Below are 13,914 nucleotides of genomic sequence, written 5' to 3' on the forward strand. Positions count from 1 at the left end.
GGTGTTCTCCTTTTCAGGCTCCAGGTTCCTCGCAGCGCCGCTCCCGCACGCTCTCGCTCCTGCCCGGCGGCGGGATGCGCGTCACCACCTCCACGCCGTACTCGTGCGCGCGCTCCAGCAGCAGCGCCGAGGCGCGTTCGGCCATGGCGGCAATGGTCAGCGAGGGATTGACGCACAGCGACGTCGGCACGGCGGCGGCGTCGGTAACGAAGATGCCGGGATGGCCACGCAGCTCGTGCCGGTCGTCGCACGCCGACGTGGCCGGATCGTCGCCGATGCGGCACGAAGACAGCGGATGCGCGCTTTGGACGTTGGGGATCGCCTTCCACAGCAGGTGCTTTCCCAGGCCGTCCTTCTCGATGATCTCGCGCACCGCCTCGTCGGACGTATCGAAGCCGAGCTGCGTCTGCGGCGACGTCGCATAGGTGAGCTGACCGAGCGCGGCGGCGGGCGCGATGCGCACGAAGTTGCCCGTGGGCGGCGGCGCGCCGAAGACGCCTTCGTTGTCGTCCTCGGTCATCGCCAGCACCGTCAGCCACGAGCGCCAGCGCGAGGTCAGGTCCTTCTTGTCGACGCCGAACCAGACCGCGGCGCCTTCGACCTCGTCCTCCGACAGGATGTTGGTGATGGTGGGGAAGTAGATCTGCTGCAGCGAGAAGCGCGTGAACTCCGGCCGCGCCTCGTCCAGGTAGTCGTAGCTGACGGTGCCGATCGGACGGCCGATGGGAAAGGCATCGTAGGCCACGCCCGGCTCGCGCTGCAGGCGCAGAAGCTGCCCGATCTTGCTCTCGTCCATCATGCCGAGCGTGACGCGGTCGCCGTTGGGCGAGAAGTGGCGGCCCACCGCCGGCGGCATCGCGCCGAGGAACTGCTCGGAGCGCTGCAGGATGACCGGCGTCCCCATCGCTCCGCCCGCCATCACGACGATTCTGGCCTCGATGGTGCCGCCGTCGACGATCACGCGGTAGTCATCGGGGTCGAGCACGGAGTAGTGCACGGCGTACCGGTATCCGGACGTGCTCGCGGGCGCGATGGCCTGCACCTCGTGCAGTGCACGCACCTCGGCGCCGCAAGCCTCGGCGCCGGGAATGTAGTTGAGCAGCATCGAGCGCTTGGCGTCGAAGCGGCAGCCGTTGAGCATGAAGTTGCACGCCGTGCATTCTTCGAGATCGACGGCCAAGGGCACCGTGTTGCAGGTGTGGCCGGCGCGGTCGCACGCCGCGGCCCACAGGCCGCCGGCGTAGGAGACGTCGCTCCACCGCTGGCGCTGCACCGGAAGCGCGCGTTCGACGCGCGAGTACCAGCGGTCCATCGTGCGCCGGTTGAGCGCGGCAGGCCACAGCCGCTGCCCCGACGTTCCACGACGCTCGAAGATGAAGCTCGGCGCGCGCAGCGAGGCGGCGAAGTAGATGACGCTGGAGCCGCCCACGCAGTTGCCGACCGTGACGTCGCAACCATCGCCGCGGATGTAGTCGACGATGCGCGTGTACGTCCCGATCTGCAGGTCGTGCGTGAAGTCCTGCGAGGAAAGGCGCGGCCCGCGCTCGAGCATGACCACGCGTGCGCCTCCTGCAGCCAGGTAATAGGCGGGAATGGATCCGCCAAAGCCGGTACCGACGACGACGACGTCCGTAGTCTCGGTTGCCATCATTCGCCTCGCGGCCACGTGTGGAGGATTGGCGTGTTCACTTCCTGGCCCTGATCCCCTTTTTTTCCATTACCAGGGGTTGCCGCGCTTGCCCGTGCGCGGATGCGGTCTGGCCAGCGCGCGCCGGTACGAACTGTCGGGGAAGCGCCACAGATCGTCGTCATCCGGAGACGGGAACCCGAGCGCGGCCATGCCCGGATGTCCGCCGCGGACGGCGTCGGCCAGATGCAGGTGGCCGGCGGTGTGGTAGGCCAGGTACATCAGCGCAGCCACGGCGAAGAAGGCGAGCTGGTCGGGATCGTTTCCGTCCAGCAGCTGGACCAGGAATGCGGTCCGCTGCTCGAAATTCAGCGACACCATCGGCGGCACGGTGGGATCGAGCACGATCGCATTGGCGAGCGCGTAGCCGCTGGCGCGCGCGTTGATGCCGGCGACGATGGCCGGAACGGTCGCGGCCACGCCGGCCGGAGGGAAATTCAAAAGATCGACGGCGCCGGCCTGCACGGCTCCCGGGCCTGCAGCGGCGCCTGCGATGGCGCGATCGCCGGGATGGCGCTTCTCGCCGGGAATGAGCGTATCGGCGAACGCTTCGAGCGTCGGCACGATGGCGGGGTCGTCGGGCGCGGCCTGCGCGAACGCGGCCGGCGGCCGCACCGGCCATGCGGCCGCCTTCCATGCCACGGCCGCCGCAGCCACCGCCTTCAGGAGCTGGCGCCGCGTCAGGTTCATCGTCGCGCCCGCTTCGCCCGCAGTCTCACGTCATCGCAAGGCGGCATCATTCGCACCCCGATACGACGTGCGAGTCGCAGCAGCTGTCGCCCGCACCGACGGTGGCGCTGCCGCCTTCGGGCGCGCGGCAGCGAGTGGGCTTGCGGCGGATCACGCAGCGCGCCTCCTCGCCTTCGCGCGCGACATGGCAGACGGTGGCGTGGTCGCCGCGGCCGCAAGTGGAATTGCGCGCACAGTCGATGACCGATTGTTCGCATGCGGCAGCGAGCCGCCCTGCGGCCACCTCGGCGGCCGTGAACTCGGAGACGCAGCGCATGTGCTCGCGCCGGCTTGCCGCCTCGTCGCATGGACAGGCTTCCTCGGCGCCGGCGCGCGCGGCCGCAACGGCCGGATCGTCGCTGCAGTCGCCTTCTTCGCCCGCGCAGCTCGGATCGCCGTAGCCGAGCAGGAACGTGGATCCGCCGCCGCCGCTTCCGCCTTCGCCGTAGGTGCGGATCACCTCGGCCATCTCCGGATCGACCGCTTCGACGAGGGCCGCAACGGGTTCCGGTTCGGCCGGCTGGCCCTGAATGGCGAAGTTGCGAAGGCGCGCGCCGCCCGTGCCGTTGCGCTTGTTGAACCAGTAGCTTCCGTCCCACTGCACCAGCGGCACGTCGCCGGTCTGCGCCTGAATGCGCCAGTGGTCCTGCTGCCAGTAGCGGCACTTGGGAATGGCGATGGCGAAGCGTGCGGGCTCGGCGGCAAGGAACCGCACGGCGCCGCCGTTCTCGACCGTGATGTCGCGCTTTTCGTACTCGACGCACAGCGGGTCGTCGGTGCACTGGTCGATCGGCGGCACCTCGTGCTCGTCGAAATGACGGATGACGCACAGGCTCTCGAAGGGCGGCTCCACGAACGGAGCCGTCGGCGACGTCTGGCTGCCGGCGCTCGTGGCGGACGCGAGCAGGCAAGCCAGCACGAACGTGCGGAATGGCTTCATGGCGAAAACCCTCCGGGATTTGTCCGAGAGTCTGGAACGGGTCCGAGGAGACAGCCACACGGGTCGGGTGTACCCGCAGGCGGTTTTCCCCGTATGCGGGGGCCGATGCCGCGGGACGAGCGAAGACCGGCGCGCGCTACAGCACGACGATGTCGCTCCCGACGCCGCTCAGACGGATGCTGCGATACGTGCAGCTGCCGGGCAGGCGCTGGAACAGGCTGTTCGCGATCAGCCACACGCGCACGATGCGCGAAGGCGCATCACCGATGTATCGCCGGTAGTCCTCGTGCACATTGCGGCTTTCGGCGAGCCACTGCCCGAGACCGATGGGTCCGCTGCGCACGACGATGTGGAACTCGCGATCCTTCCAGCCGTCCAGCGGGCACCAGTAGCCCATGTCGAAGGGAAGTCGGTTGCTCCAGTAGTAGGTGATGTCGCGTCCGTCGCTGAACTCGACGGCGATGCTCATGTAGTCGTGCGACACCACCGCATCCTCGGCGAACTGCGACGGCAGCGCATCGACCTTCCATTCCCACGAAAGGCGCGTCTGCGGCGTCAGGTCCACCGGCGTCTCGGTCTGCAGGATGCCGACGTTGCCGTTGGTGGTGCACGTGATGCAGCCATCCTGTTGCCGATAGATGTCCGACTGTCCAAGGAACCACAGGTAGTGCCAGCTCGGCGGCGGCGCAGGAGGCGAGGCCAGGCGCTGCGCCTCGGCGGCGATCTCCGCGGCCGCCGCGCCGCCGTCTCCAGCGTCGCGCAGCAGCGCCTGCAGCCCCGCAGCGGCGCTGTGCTTCCACACGATCGCGACCACGGTCAGGCCGCCGTCCACCCTGGCGTACGCGCGGATGTCGCTGCCGACTCGACCGTACCGGTCGCCCCACTGACCCGGGAAATAGCTGGCAACGTACAGGCGCCCCGCCTGCGCGGCCGCAAAGGAATTGCTGGCTCGCGTGCCGTTGAAGATCTCGCCGTTCTCGCCGACGCGCGCCCAGAGCTGGAATTGCGGCGGCACCCAGATGTCCAAAGCCCGCGAGAGGTAGGTTCGGCCGCACCCGAAAAGCGTCACTTCCTGCCCCGCGGCAAGATCGATCCGTGTGTCCGTCCACGGCGGGCGCTGCGACGGAATCTCGAGGACGGCATGCCGCGCGATCGCATCGTTCGACAGTAGACGCGCGAACGCCGTTCGGAACGCCGCGCGATCCGGCTCGGGCGCAAGGCCGCGGCCGCGAACGGTACGCCATCGCTGCGCTGCTCCCCGAAGCTCTTCCATTCGCCCCATCGCTCGCTCCTGCCGGCGGAATCCGTGCGGCCTATAGTGCGGGTGGGCCCGTCACGGCAAACGTCGCCGGCGCGGCGGGAGGATTGCCTGCACGCGCTTCCACCCATAGTCTCGGCGAATGCAGCTCTCGCCGCTGCGCATCTTTGCGACATTCCGCTTCAGCGACTGGACCGACCAGACACAGGATAACCGATGAGCGAGACGTCCCCCGAAACGACGCAGACCGAAACGCCTCACAAGCCGGTTCCGCCGCACACTCCGCTTCGCGAGTACTATGAAGCCGATGAGAAGCGGCATCCGTACGTCATCGACCTCTTCAACCGCACGGCCAGGTACTACAACACCATCGAGGGCATCTTCTTCAACGGCGGCCTGCTTTATCGCCGGCTTTCGCTGCAGATGAACGGCCTGCGGCCCGGCATGAAGGTGCTCGACGTCGCCATCGGCACTGCCGCCGTGGCGCGCGGCGCCACCAGGATCGTCGGCCCCACCGGGCAGGTGATCGGCTGCGACCCCAGCCCCGGCATGATCAAGGAGGCGCGCAAGCACTTCCACGGCCCGATCAGCCGCGGCATCGCCGAGCAGCTTCCGTTCGCCGACGACACCTTCGACTTCGTCACGATGGGCATCGCGCTGCGGCACGTCGCCGACCTGTCGGCCGCGTTCAGCGAATACTTTCGCGTGCTCAAGCCCGGCGGCACCTGCTGGATCCTCGAGAGCCACGTGCCCGAATCCAGGATCGGGCACGACATCACCAAGTTCGTCTGGGCCAAGGTCATTCCCGGGATGACGCTGCTGTACACGGGCAGTCATGACGCCAAGCTGCTCATGGACTTCTACTGGGACACCGTCGAGAAGTGCCTGCCGCCCGAGCAGATCGTGCAGGTGATGCGCGACGTCGGTTTCGACGCGCGCTACAAGGTCGTCGTGCCGGGCGCGTTCTGCGAGTACATCGGAAAGAAGCCGGCGGCGCCGCCGGCATCCTGAGCGGGCGCGCGCGAGACGTCGCGGCGGTCGGGTGCGGCCGCTGCGGTATCGAGCCGGCGGAGGTTCAGCTCGCAGCGGCCGCGTCGCGCTCGCTCGTCGCCTTGCTCCGCGTCGCCGCCTTCCACTCCAGGATCCGCCGGCCGACGTCGCTGCCCTCGGGCGGAAGAAGACGTCGCCAGATGCGATCGGCCCAGCCGTCCTCGTAGTACCGGAATCGCACCTTGCGGTGGACGTATTCGCCGGCTGCCAGCGCGAACGTCAGGACGTAGCAGCCGAAGCCGGTGTAGAACGCCCAAGTGCCCGTCGGCGCCGCAACCGCCAGCCACGCATAGATGACGACATTGGCGCAGAAGAACGTGCACCACACGATCGTGACCTTGCGCGTGTAGGGCACGAGAAAGTCCGGGAAGATTCCGCCGTGCGCGCGGCGCGCGAGCTGCTCGACCAGGCTGGGACCGTCGAGCAGCGAGGAGCCGAACACGTACAGAAGCCAGACGTGCGTGAACACCGGCAGCAGCTTGAGCGCCAGCGGATCGTTGAATGCCACCGCCGCCACGGCCAGAACCGCCAGAACGCCGAATCGACGCAGCACCAGCGGAAGCAGATCGCGGCTGCGTACGGCCGCGGCCGCCACGACGGCGACGACCACGCCGACCACCAGAGTCGCCACCGCGCGCGGGCTTGCCTGTCGCAGCGCCGCCCACATCAGCAGCGGATACACGACGAGCAGCGCGGCGACGGCGGCCTTGGTCATGTCCTGGCGAGCTTGCCCGTCGGCGTCAGTGGAAGCGAGGCCACCACGTCGAACTTGCGCGGGACCATGTAGGCTGCCAGCCGCTCGCGGCACCATGCCGTCAGATCTCGCGCGGCCGGCGGCTGCGCGCCGGGCGCCAGCACGATCTCGGCCGCGGGCAGCTCGCCGAGGTGCGGATGAACGGTGGCGAAGACGCGGCTGCGCTCAATGGCGGGATGCGCGTCCAGAACGGCTTCGACTTCCTCGCAGAAGAACTTCATGCCGGCCATGTTGATGCGCGCGGCGCGACGCCCCACCAGATGAAGATCGCCGTCGGCGTCGAACCAGCCCTGATCGCCGGTGCGGAAGCCATCGGGCTCGAGGATCTGCGTGGAGGGGATCCAGGGGTCGAGGTAGGCGTCGAGCATGCCGGGGCCGCGGATGCAGATCTCGCCGCTGGTCTCGGGGCTGTCGCCCCGCGCGCGCGAGCCGTCCTCGCCTCGCAGCCAGATCTCGTAGTCGGGCTGCGGGCGGCCGAGCGCTTCGGGCTTGGTGGCGGCGCTCGCCGTGTTCATCACTGGCAGACCCGCTTCCATGATGCCGAGTGCCTGGACGATCGGCCGTCCGTAACGCCGCGCGAACGTCTCGGCAACGTCGCCGCGAAGCCCCTCGGCGGTGGAGATGATGAGGCGCATGCTGTCCAGGCGCCGCTGCGAGGCATCCTTGGCCAGCAGCTTCATGTGATACGGCGAGGCGTACAGCACCGTGGCCTGCTCGCGCTCGGCCAGCTCGAGGACCGCCGGCGCCAGCGAGCTCGGCGGCAGCAGGATGGTGGCGCCGTAGCGGAGGTACAGCAGGATCGAGACGACGAAGTGGTGCGCCATCGGCAGCAGCCACAGCACGCGATCCTCGGGCGCGATCGCCAGTCCCTTGTTGGCCGCGGCGAGCCGCTCGTGGATGCGCGCGTGGCCGATGACGACGCCCTTGCGCTCGCTGGTCGTGCCCGAAGTGAAGCGCAGATAGGCGGGGCCGAGGGCAGCGAACTGCGCTTCGGCGGGCAATGTCGACACGGACGTGCCGAGCAGCTGCAGGCGCGCCGCGCCGACGGACGGCGCGGGGTCATCCTCGGAGCGCCCCGTGAAATGGCCGGGGCAGGACTTGACGATGGAGCTGAGCGTCATCTCTTCGGCCAGCAGCGCGTGCAGATGCGCGCGCCGCGCCAGCTCGGCTACCGTGGCCGGTGGATGATCGTCGGCGACCGGCACCATGCAGGCGCCGGCGGCGAGAATGGCGAGCGCCGTCTCGATGAACTCGATGCCCTGCGGCGCGATCATCCCCACGCGCCAGGCGCGGCCGATGCCCGCCGCTTCGAGCTCCAGCGCCCGCGCGCGCACCGCCTCGATGAGCTCGCCGTAGGTGCGCGTGTCGACGTGGCCGCCGGGCGCCACCTGGACGAGCGCCCGGTTCTGCATGCGCGGCCGTGCCTGCTCGCAGATGGTCTCGAAGATGTTCATCGCTGAAGCCTCATCCTCCCTGATGCAACGTCGCGCAAGTTTTGCCGGCCGAGATCACCGAGCGGATGTCTTCGGGCGCAATATCGACGAGGGAGCGCAGATCACGCGCGGCCAGTGCGCACGCGACGCCCGCGGCCTCGCCCATGGCCATCGACGTTCCGATCACGCGCGTCGCTCCTGATGCCTCGTGGCTTGCCGAGGCGCAACGGCCCGCCATCGCCAGCACGTCGCTGTCTGCCGCCACCAGCGCGCCCAGCGGGATCGAGCACGGGCCGGCGCCGGCGCGGAAGGAAAGGCGATCGCTGCGCTCCCACAGCTCCACCGGCCACGTCGACAGGCAGGCCTCGTCCTGGCGGCGGCGGCCGGAGAGAACGTCGTCGAGCTCGAGCCGCTCGCGCCCCCGGACTCGCCGCGTCTCGCGAATGCCGGCGCGCGCAGGCTGCGCACCCATGACCGCATCGGCGAACGGCGGGCGCTCGCGCACGAGGTATTCCAGAATCGCACGCGCGGCCTCGCGTGCGTCGTGATTCATGCGCTCGAGCACCGAGGCATCCAGCGGATCGAAGCGCTGCGGGTCGGGCTTTGGCAGGTTGACCGTGACGAACACGCTCGCGCCAGCCGCCGACGATCGCGATCCCGAAACGCCGGCGACGCCGCGGCGAATCGTGATCGACGCTGCTGCCGGTGGCAATGCGCCGCGGCGTGCCGCGCGCGCGACCGCCGTGCCGGTGCGCGCGCCTTCCATCGCATCGAGGCCGTCGGCGCCGACCCCGTCGACGCGAAAGATGTACGAACAGTGCTGCAGCTCGAGCGGACCTGCCTGCTCGACCGCCGCGCCGGCCAGCGCGGCCACGGCCGCATCGCCGCTGCAGTCGACCACGGTGCGTGCAGCCACCGCATCGCCGTGCTGCACGTGCAGGCGCGACGGCTCGCGCGGCGTCGCGCCGAGCTCGACGGCGGTCAACGTCGAGCGGCAGCGAACGTCCACGCCGGCGCGCGAGCAGCTGTGAAGGGCGAGCTCGGCGAAGGCCATGGGATCGATGGCGAGATAGGCGGCCGTGCCGGCCCAGCCGATGCCGCCGGCGCGGCCGCTCCTCTCCAGCGCGCGGGCAAAGGCCTGCGGAATGCCGGGATGCGCGTGTACGGCCTCGCGCCGTGCCGACGGCAGGTACAGTCCGCAGATCGTGTGCACGAAGGCCTGCGAAACGTTGCCTCCGAGCACGTCCTCCCGCTCGAGCAGCACCGTTGCTGCCCCGCACGCCGACGCCGCCATCGCCGCCGCGATGCCGGCAGGCCCGCCGCCCACGACCGCAACGTCGAACATGTCGACGCCGCCCGCCATCAGCCGCGAAGATCGCTCAGGATCTGCTCGCGCATCAGCTCGAGCTCGCCCTCGTCGACGACGCCGCGCTGATGGACATGGATGACGTCGAGGCCGTCGCGCAGGCAGAACACCAGCGCGCTGCCAGGTGAGGTCGGCACGGACGGCACGTGAAACCCGTCCAGGATCTGCGCTCCGCAGAGCGACCTGGCTTCGGGCGCGAAGACGTCGGTGTAGGCGAAGAAGAACGAGGCAAGCTCGCCGCCGAAATTGCGACGCGCCATGTACGAGTACAACCGCGCCGGCGCGATGCGCGCGAAGTCCATCGCCGCCACGCCCGCCTCCACGAGCTTGCTGCGAATCGCCTCGAGCCGCTGCGCCTTGAGGACCTCGATCAGCGTCGTCAGATCTTCGGCCTGCTCGGGCGTGACCTGGAACCACAGCAGCGAGACGTGCGTGCGGAACACTTCGCCCTGTCCGCCTTTGGGTCGCATGTTGACGGGCAGCGGAACCACCCAGCTCGGCGGCAGCTTCCCGCGCCGCAGCGCCACGGCGCGATGGGCACGGACGGCGACCGCGAGATAGAAGAGCATCGGCGTCAGGAACCCTGCGATCTTCCTGCCGCGCTCGATCACGGCCCTCCCTTCGTCACCGTCCAGACGAAGCTGCCGGTAGCGAAGCTCCTGGCGCTGCCGTCGCAGAGGCCCGGCAAGCGAGGCCGGCGGGCGTGCGGCAAGGCCGTTCATGTAGGCCTGCCACTGTCCGGCCATCTTGCCGCGAACGCCCGCGCCTGCCGGCAGCGCCGCCACGGCGGGCGAGGACACACGCCCCTCGCCGCGATCGATCGCGATGACGCGCGACCGCTGTGCATCGGCCGAGCATGCCGAAAGATGCTCGACGAAGTGCTCGCTGCCCGAGCCATCGAAGAGCATGTGCAGCCAGGTCGCCGCGATGTCCGTTCCCGGATTCGCGCCCAGGCGCGGGACGATGTCGAAGCGCAGCAGGCGCCCGGCGCGCGCATCCATCCGGCTGTTCAGCCGCTGTGCGAAGACGTCGGGCAAAGAGCCCAGCACGGGCGCGCCGGCATGACTGCCGCGTGCCGGCTCGTGCGGCGCGTGCGTCTCCACCGCGATCGTCGAGGGCGCAGCCGGGCGGTCGAGCCTGTACTCGGGCGCGCCAAGCAGCCGGCGGCGCCGGATCGGCGCACGCAGGATCTCGTTGGCCGCAGCGACCTCGGCCAGAAGCCGGCGGCACGCAGTTTCGTCGAAGCCCGGGCCGAGTCGCAGCACGAGCTGGGAGAGGTGGCTCGCCCCGCCCGTGCGACGAACCTCGGCCTCGAAAGCGCGCAGGAAGCAGTCGGCGCCGGTCAGCGGAAGCGGTTCAGGCCTGCTCGAGCTCGCCATGCACGAGAGCAGCCAGGGTCTGGACGCTGGCCAGCGTCTCCTCGGTCAGCTTGCTCTCATCCACCCAGATGCCGGTGGATTCCTCGATGGCGAGCATGAGCTGGGTCAGAGAAAGCGAGTCCAGTCCGGCTTCGATGAGATTGGACTGGCGAGTGAAGCTCGCATCGACGGTCAGGATGTCGTTGCGAACGATGTCGAAGATGCGTTGTTCCAGCTCTTGCCGTGTCATTGCGTGTCTCGCGCGCCGTGCAGCGGGGATGTTTCACCCGAGGCGCGCGTGGCGTCAAACCGCCGACGAGCGCGTGCGATCGCTCGCGGCCGAAGCTTCCAGGGTGCGGCGCCGCTGCGAATTCGCAGCGCATGCTGCGTTGAGTCGCGCGCCCTGCCGCCATATACGGAGCGCGTGTCGCAGCGTACCATTCGTGATGTCGCCGTTCTCGGCGGCGGGCCCGCCGGAGCGAGCCTTGCCACCTACCTGGCGCGTGCCGGTGTCGCAGTCGTCCTGTTCCACAAGCCCAAGCGGCCACCCATCATCGTCGGCGAGTCGCTGGTGCCGGCCGTCGTTCCGTTCCTGCGCCGCCTCGGGCTCGAGCAGCAGGTGGCGGGGTTCAGCGTGTTCAAGCCGGGCGCGACCTTCACGCTGACGCTGGAGAAGGACCAGAGCTTCCGCTTCGACCAGGCCATCGGCGCCGAGGTCGACTACTCGTACAACACCCCGCGCGACCTGTTTGACGCCGCCATTCTCGAAGGCGCGCGCAAGGCCGGCGTCACGGTCATCGAGGGCACCGCCGCCGTCGAGCGAGACGGCAACGCCGATCGCGTCCGACTGTCCAACCGCAGCCTGGAGATGGCCGGCAACGCGTTTGCCGGACAGCCCGATTTCATCGTCGATGCCACCGGCCGCAGCCGCACCATCGGCAAGCTCCTCGGCATTCCCTTCGTCGAGGGCCCGCGAAAGGACGCGGCGCTGCACGCACACATGAAGGGCGTGCCGCTGGTGGTCGAGGGCAACGTGCACACCGACCGGCTGCTGCGCGGCTGGTGCTGGCGCATTCCGCTGCCGGGCCGTGTTTCCGTGGGCCTGGTCGTCAACGAGGAGCACCTTCGACGTTTCGGCGATTCGCCCGAAGACCAGTTCCACGGGACTCTGGCCGAGGAGCCGCTGCTCAAGCGCTGGAGCGAGGGCGCCGAGCGCGTCACGCCGGTCGTCAAGTACAACAACTACCAGCTGCGCTCGCTGCGCGGCGTCGGCGAGAACTGGGCGACCGTGGGCGACGCCTTCGGCTTCGTCGACCCCGTCTTCTCGAGCGGAATGCTGATCGGCTTGGACGGAGCCGACGCCCTGGCCAAGGCGCTGCTCAAGGGCACGCGCCGGGCGCTGGAGGCGTACGAGCGCCGCGTGCTCTACAACCTGACGGTGTGGCAGCGCCTCGTCGACTACTATTACAATGGCAGCCTGTTCACGCTGTTCCAGATCGGCGAGTACAAGTCCAAGCAGTTCAGCTGGGCACTCGTCAATCGGCACTTCGCTCGGCACATGCCGCGCGTCTTTACTGGAGAGGCGACGCGAAGCCGCTACAGCGTGGGAATGGTGGACTTCATGGTGAAGTACGGCGTCTACGGCCATGACATCAACGAGCTGAAGGTGCACTGAGAGCAGTGGCCGGCAAGCGCCAGCCAGGGCCGCTCTTCCACTCCGAGCCTCGCCAGGCCCGCTACGACGTGGTCGTGATCGGCAGCGGCATCGGCGGCCTGACGGCCGCGTCGCTGCTTGCCAAGGCCGGCCGCAGCGTTCTCGTCATCGAGCGGCACGATCGCGTCGGCGGCTACGCGCACGCATTCCGGCGCCGCAAGTACAGGTTCGATTCGGCCGTGCATCTGGTGGGAGGCTGCGGCAGCGCCGGCACCGGCGAGCCCGGGCTCGTGCAGCGCGTGCTCGCGGCCAGCGGCGTAGCGGACGAATGCGAGTTCCTGCGCGTCGATCCGTTCTACGAGGCCTGCTATCCCGACCTGCGCCTGCGCCTTCCGGCGGACACCGAAGGATTCGTCGCAGCGCATGCCGAGCTCTTTCCCGACCGTGTCGACGAGCTGAGGCGCATCATGCGCCTCATCGACCATGTCTACGACGAGACGCGACGGGCGGCCGAAAATACTTCCGCCTTCGATCTCCTGCATGCGTCCGATCGGTTCCCCTCGCTCGTGCGATATCATCGCGCCACGCTCGCGACCGTTCTGGAGACGACGATCGGCGAGCCGCGTCTGGCTGCGCTGCTGGCTACGACCTGGCCTTACGTAGGCCTGCCGCCGTCGCAGGTGTCGTTCCTGTACTGGGCCAACATGGTGGCGACGTACCTGCGCGAAGGGCCGTGGTACTGTCGCGGAACGTTCCAGAAATTCGCCGATGCGCTGGCCGAAGGCGTGCGCCGCTGCGGCGGCGAAGTGCTGCTGCGAAGCTCGGTGCGGCGCATCCTGACCGACGACGGCAGCGTCCGCGGCGTCGTGCTCGAGACGGGGCACCGCGTGCAGGCCGAGCGGGTCATCTCCAATGCCGATGCGCTGCAGACGGCCGAAGAGCTGGTGGGCGAGGCGAGATTTCCGCCGCGCTACATCCGTTCGCTGCGGCGCGCGCGGCCTTCGGTGTCCGCCTTCGTCGTCTACGCCGCCACCGACATGGACCTGGAGCGCGCCGGCGTGGCGCACGAAAGCTTCCAGTTTTCGAGCTGGGACCACGACGCGTCCTTTGCCAGCACCAGCGCAGGGCGGCCGAGCTGGATATCCATGACCGTGCCGACGATGGTGGACGCTTCACTGGCACCGTCCGGTCAGCACGCCATCGTGCTGACCACGCTGATGCCGTACGCGGCCGCGCGCGTCTGGCGCGAGGACAAGCCGCGCCACGTCGAGCGAATGCTGGCGCAGGCCGAGGTGCGCGTGCCGGGTCTGACCGCACACCTTCGGTTCGCCGAGGGCGGCACGCCGCGAACGATGGAGCGGTACACGCGCAATACGGCCGGAGCGATCTACGGATGGGAGCTGACGCCGCGTCAGGTCGGTCTCGGCCGTCTTCCCAACGTCACGCCGATCGACGGGCTGACGCTGGCCGGGCACTGGACGCGGCCGGGCGGCGGAATCTACGGCGTGGTGCTGTCGGGCGTCGAGGCCGCCTGCAGCGTCCTGGATCTGCCGGCGCCCGAGTCTTTGTGGCAGGCGGTCGGTGCCTGAAAAAGCCTCGGCCACCGGTCTTGCGCGCAACCATGATGCCTGCGAAAAAGGGTCGCCGGCCGCCGCACCGGTTCGGAGGGACGACGCGCGAAGCGT

At 69.2% G+C, this 13,914-nt stretch carries 12 protein-coding genes; 3 read left to right on the plus strand and 9 right to left on the minus strand.

Annotated features, from left to right (window positions below; all coding sequences use genetic code 11):
- Positions 1 to 13 precede the first annotated feature (13 nt).
- The 4 genes from VEC57_10620 to VEC57_10635 all read right to left on the minus strand — a co-directional run bounded on the left by VEC57_10620 (position 14) and on the right by VEC57_10635 (position 4,638).
- Positions 14 to 1,651, minus strand: a complete 1,638-nt coding sequence (locus VEC57_10620; protein HYB99571.1) for a GMC family oxidoreductase — start codon at positions 1,649 to 1,651, stop codon at positions 14 to 16.
- Between the two features lie 66 nt (positions 1,652 to 1,717).
- A complete protein-coding gene (locus tag VEC57_10625; protein HYB99572.1) occupies positions 1,718 to 2,377 on the minus strand; it encodes a DUF5987 family protein in 660 nt (219 codons plus the stop codon).
- A gap of 46 nt (positions 2,378 to 2,423) precedes the next feature.
- Positions 2,424 to 3,356, minus strand: coding sequence for a hypothetical protein (locus VEC57_10630; GenBank protein ID HYB99573.1), 933 nt, complete (start codon positions 3,354 to 3,356; stop codon positions 2,424 to 2,426).
- 136 nt (positions 3,357 to 3,492) lie between these two features.
- A complete protein-coding gene (locus tag VEC57_10635) occupies positions 3,493 to 4,638 on the minus strand; it encodes a DUF3047 domain-containing protein (protein HYB99574.1) in 1,146 nt (381 codons plus the stop codon).
- A gap of 192 nt (positions 4,639 to 4,830) precedes the next feature.
- Here VEC57_10635 and VEC57_10640 point away from each other — a divergent pair, with 192 nt between their 5' ends.
- Entirely contained in the window at positions 4,831 to 5,625 is a 795-nt protein-coding gene (locus tag VEC57_10640; protein HYB99575.1) for a class I SAM-dependent methyltransferase, read from the plus strand.
- Between the two features lie 64 nt (positions 5,626 to 5,689).
- On the opposite strand, the gene VEC57_10645 is transcribed toward VEC57_10640, so the two are convergent.
- From VEC57_10645 to VEC57_10665, 5 genes are read right to left on the minus strand one after another with little or no spacing between them, the layout of a single operon-like run.
- Positions 5,690 to 6,379, minus strand: a complete 690-nt coding sequence (locus tag VEC57_10645) for a hypothetical protein (GenBank protein ID HYB99576.1) — start codon at positions 6,377 to 6,379, stop codon at positions 5,690 to 5,692.
- Positions 6,376 to 7,872 carry a class I adenylate-forming enzyme family protein gene (locus VEC57_10650; protein HYB99577.1) on the minus strand — a complete coding sequence of 499 codons (1,497 nt, stop codon included), beginning with the start codon at positions 7,870 to 7,872 and terminating at the stop codon, positions 6,376 to 6,378. Before VEC57_10650 ends, VEC57_10645 begins: the two co-directional genes overlap by 4 nt.
- A 10-nt stretch (positions 7,873 to 7,882) precedes the next feature.
- Positions 7,883 to 9,214 carry an FAD-dependent oxidoreductase gene (locus tag VEC57_10655; GenBank protein ID HYB99578.1) on the minus strand — a complete coding sequence of 444 codons (1,332 nt, stop codon included), beginning with the start codon at positions 9,212 to 9,214 and terminating at the stop codon, positions 7,883 to 7,885.
- Positions 9,214 to 10,596: a hypothetical protein gene (locus tag VEC57_10660; protein ID HYB99579.1), complete on the minus strand. Its 1,383-nt coding sequence runs from the start codon at positions 10,594 to 10,596 to the stop codon at positions 9,214 to 9,216. Before VEC57_10660 ends, VEC57_10655 begins: the two co-directional genes overlap by 1 nt.
- A complete protein-coding gene (locus VEC57_10665; GenBank protein ID HYB99580.1) occupies positions 10,574 to 10,825 on the minus strand; it encodes a phosphopantetheine-binding protein in 252 nt (83 codons plus the stop codon). Before VEC57_10665 ends, VEC57_10660 begins: the two co-directional genes overlap by 23 nt.
- Before the next feature lie 174 nt (positions 10,826 to 10,999).
- Between VEC57_10665 and VEC57_10670 the strand changes: the two genes are divergently transcribed.
- Positions 11,000 to 12,250 (plus strand): NAD(P)/FAD-dependent oxidoreductase, encoded by a 1,251-nt coding sequence (locus tag VEC57_10670; GenBank protein ID HYB99581.1) that lies wholly within the window; start codon positions 11,000 to 11,002, stop codon positions 12,248 to 12,250.
- Positions 12,251 to 12,255: 5 nt separating this feature from the next.
- Positions 12,256 to 13,818: an NAD(P)/FAD-dependent oxidoreductase gene (locus VEC57_10675; GenBank protein ID HYB99582.1), complete on the plus strand. Its 1,563-nt coding sequence runs from the start codon at positions 12,256 to 12,258 to the stop codon at positions 13,816 to 13,818.
- The last annotated feature ends 96 nt before the right edge of the window (positions 13,819 to 13,914 follow it).

The organism is Candidatus Limnocylindrales bacterium, assembly GCA_035626395.1.
Classification (GTDB): Bacteria; Desulfobacterota; Binatia; order UBA1149; family CAITLU01; genus DASPNH01.

What these genes read in the sequence shown, in the direction of transcription:
- VEC57_10655 (HYB99578.1), bottom strand. Translation starts at nt 9,214, where the DNA reads ATGGCGGGCGGCGTCGACATGTTCGACGTTGCGGTCGTGGGCGGCGGG.
- VEC57_10625 (HYB99572.1), bottom strand. Translation starts at nt 2,377, where the DNA reads ATGAACCTGACGCGGCGCCAGCTCCTGAAGGCGGTGGCTGCGGCGGCC.
- VEC57_10650 (HYB99577.1), bottom strand. Translation starts at nt 7,872, where the DNA reads ATGAACATCTTCGAGACCATCTGCGAGCAGGCACGGCCGCGCATGCAG.
- VEC57_10630 (HYB99573.1), bottom strand. Translation starts at nt 3,356, where the DNA reads ATGAAGCCATTCCGCACGTTCGTGCTGGCTTGCCTGCTCGCGTCCGCC.
- VEC57_10665 (HYB99580.1), bottom strand. Translation starts at nt 10,825, where the DNA reads ATGACACGGCAAGAGCTGGAACAACGCATCTTCGACATCGTTCGCAAC.
- VEC57_10635 (HYB99574.1), bottom strand. Translation starts at nt 4,638, where the DNA reads ATGGGGCGAATGGAAGAGCTTCGGGGAGCAGCGCAGCGATGGCGTACC.
- VEC57_10640 (HYB99575.1), top strand. Translation starts at nt 4,831, where the DNA reads ATGAGCGAGACGTCCCCCGAAACGACGCAGACCGAAACGCCTCACAAG.
- VEC57_10620 (HYB99571.1), bottom strand. Translation starts at nt 1,651, where the DNA reads ATGATGGCAACCGAGACTACGGACGTCGTCGTCGTCGGTACCGGCTTT.
- VEC57_10660 (HYB99579.1), bottom strand. Translation starts at nt 10,596, where the DNA reads ATGGCGAGCTCGAGCAGGCCTGAACCGCTTCCGCTGACCGGCGCCGAC.
- VEC57_10645 (HYB99576.1), bottom strand. Translation starts at nt 6,379, where the DNA reads ATGACCAAGGCCGCCGTCGCCGCGCTGCTCGTCGTGTATCCGCTGCTG.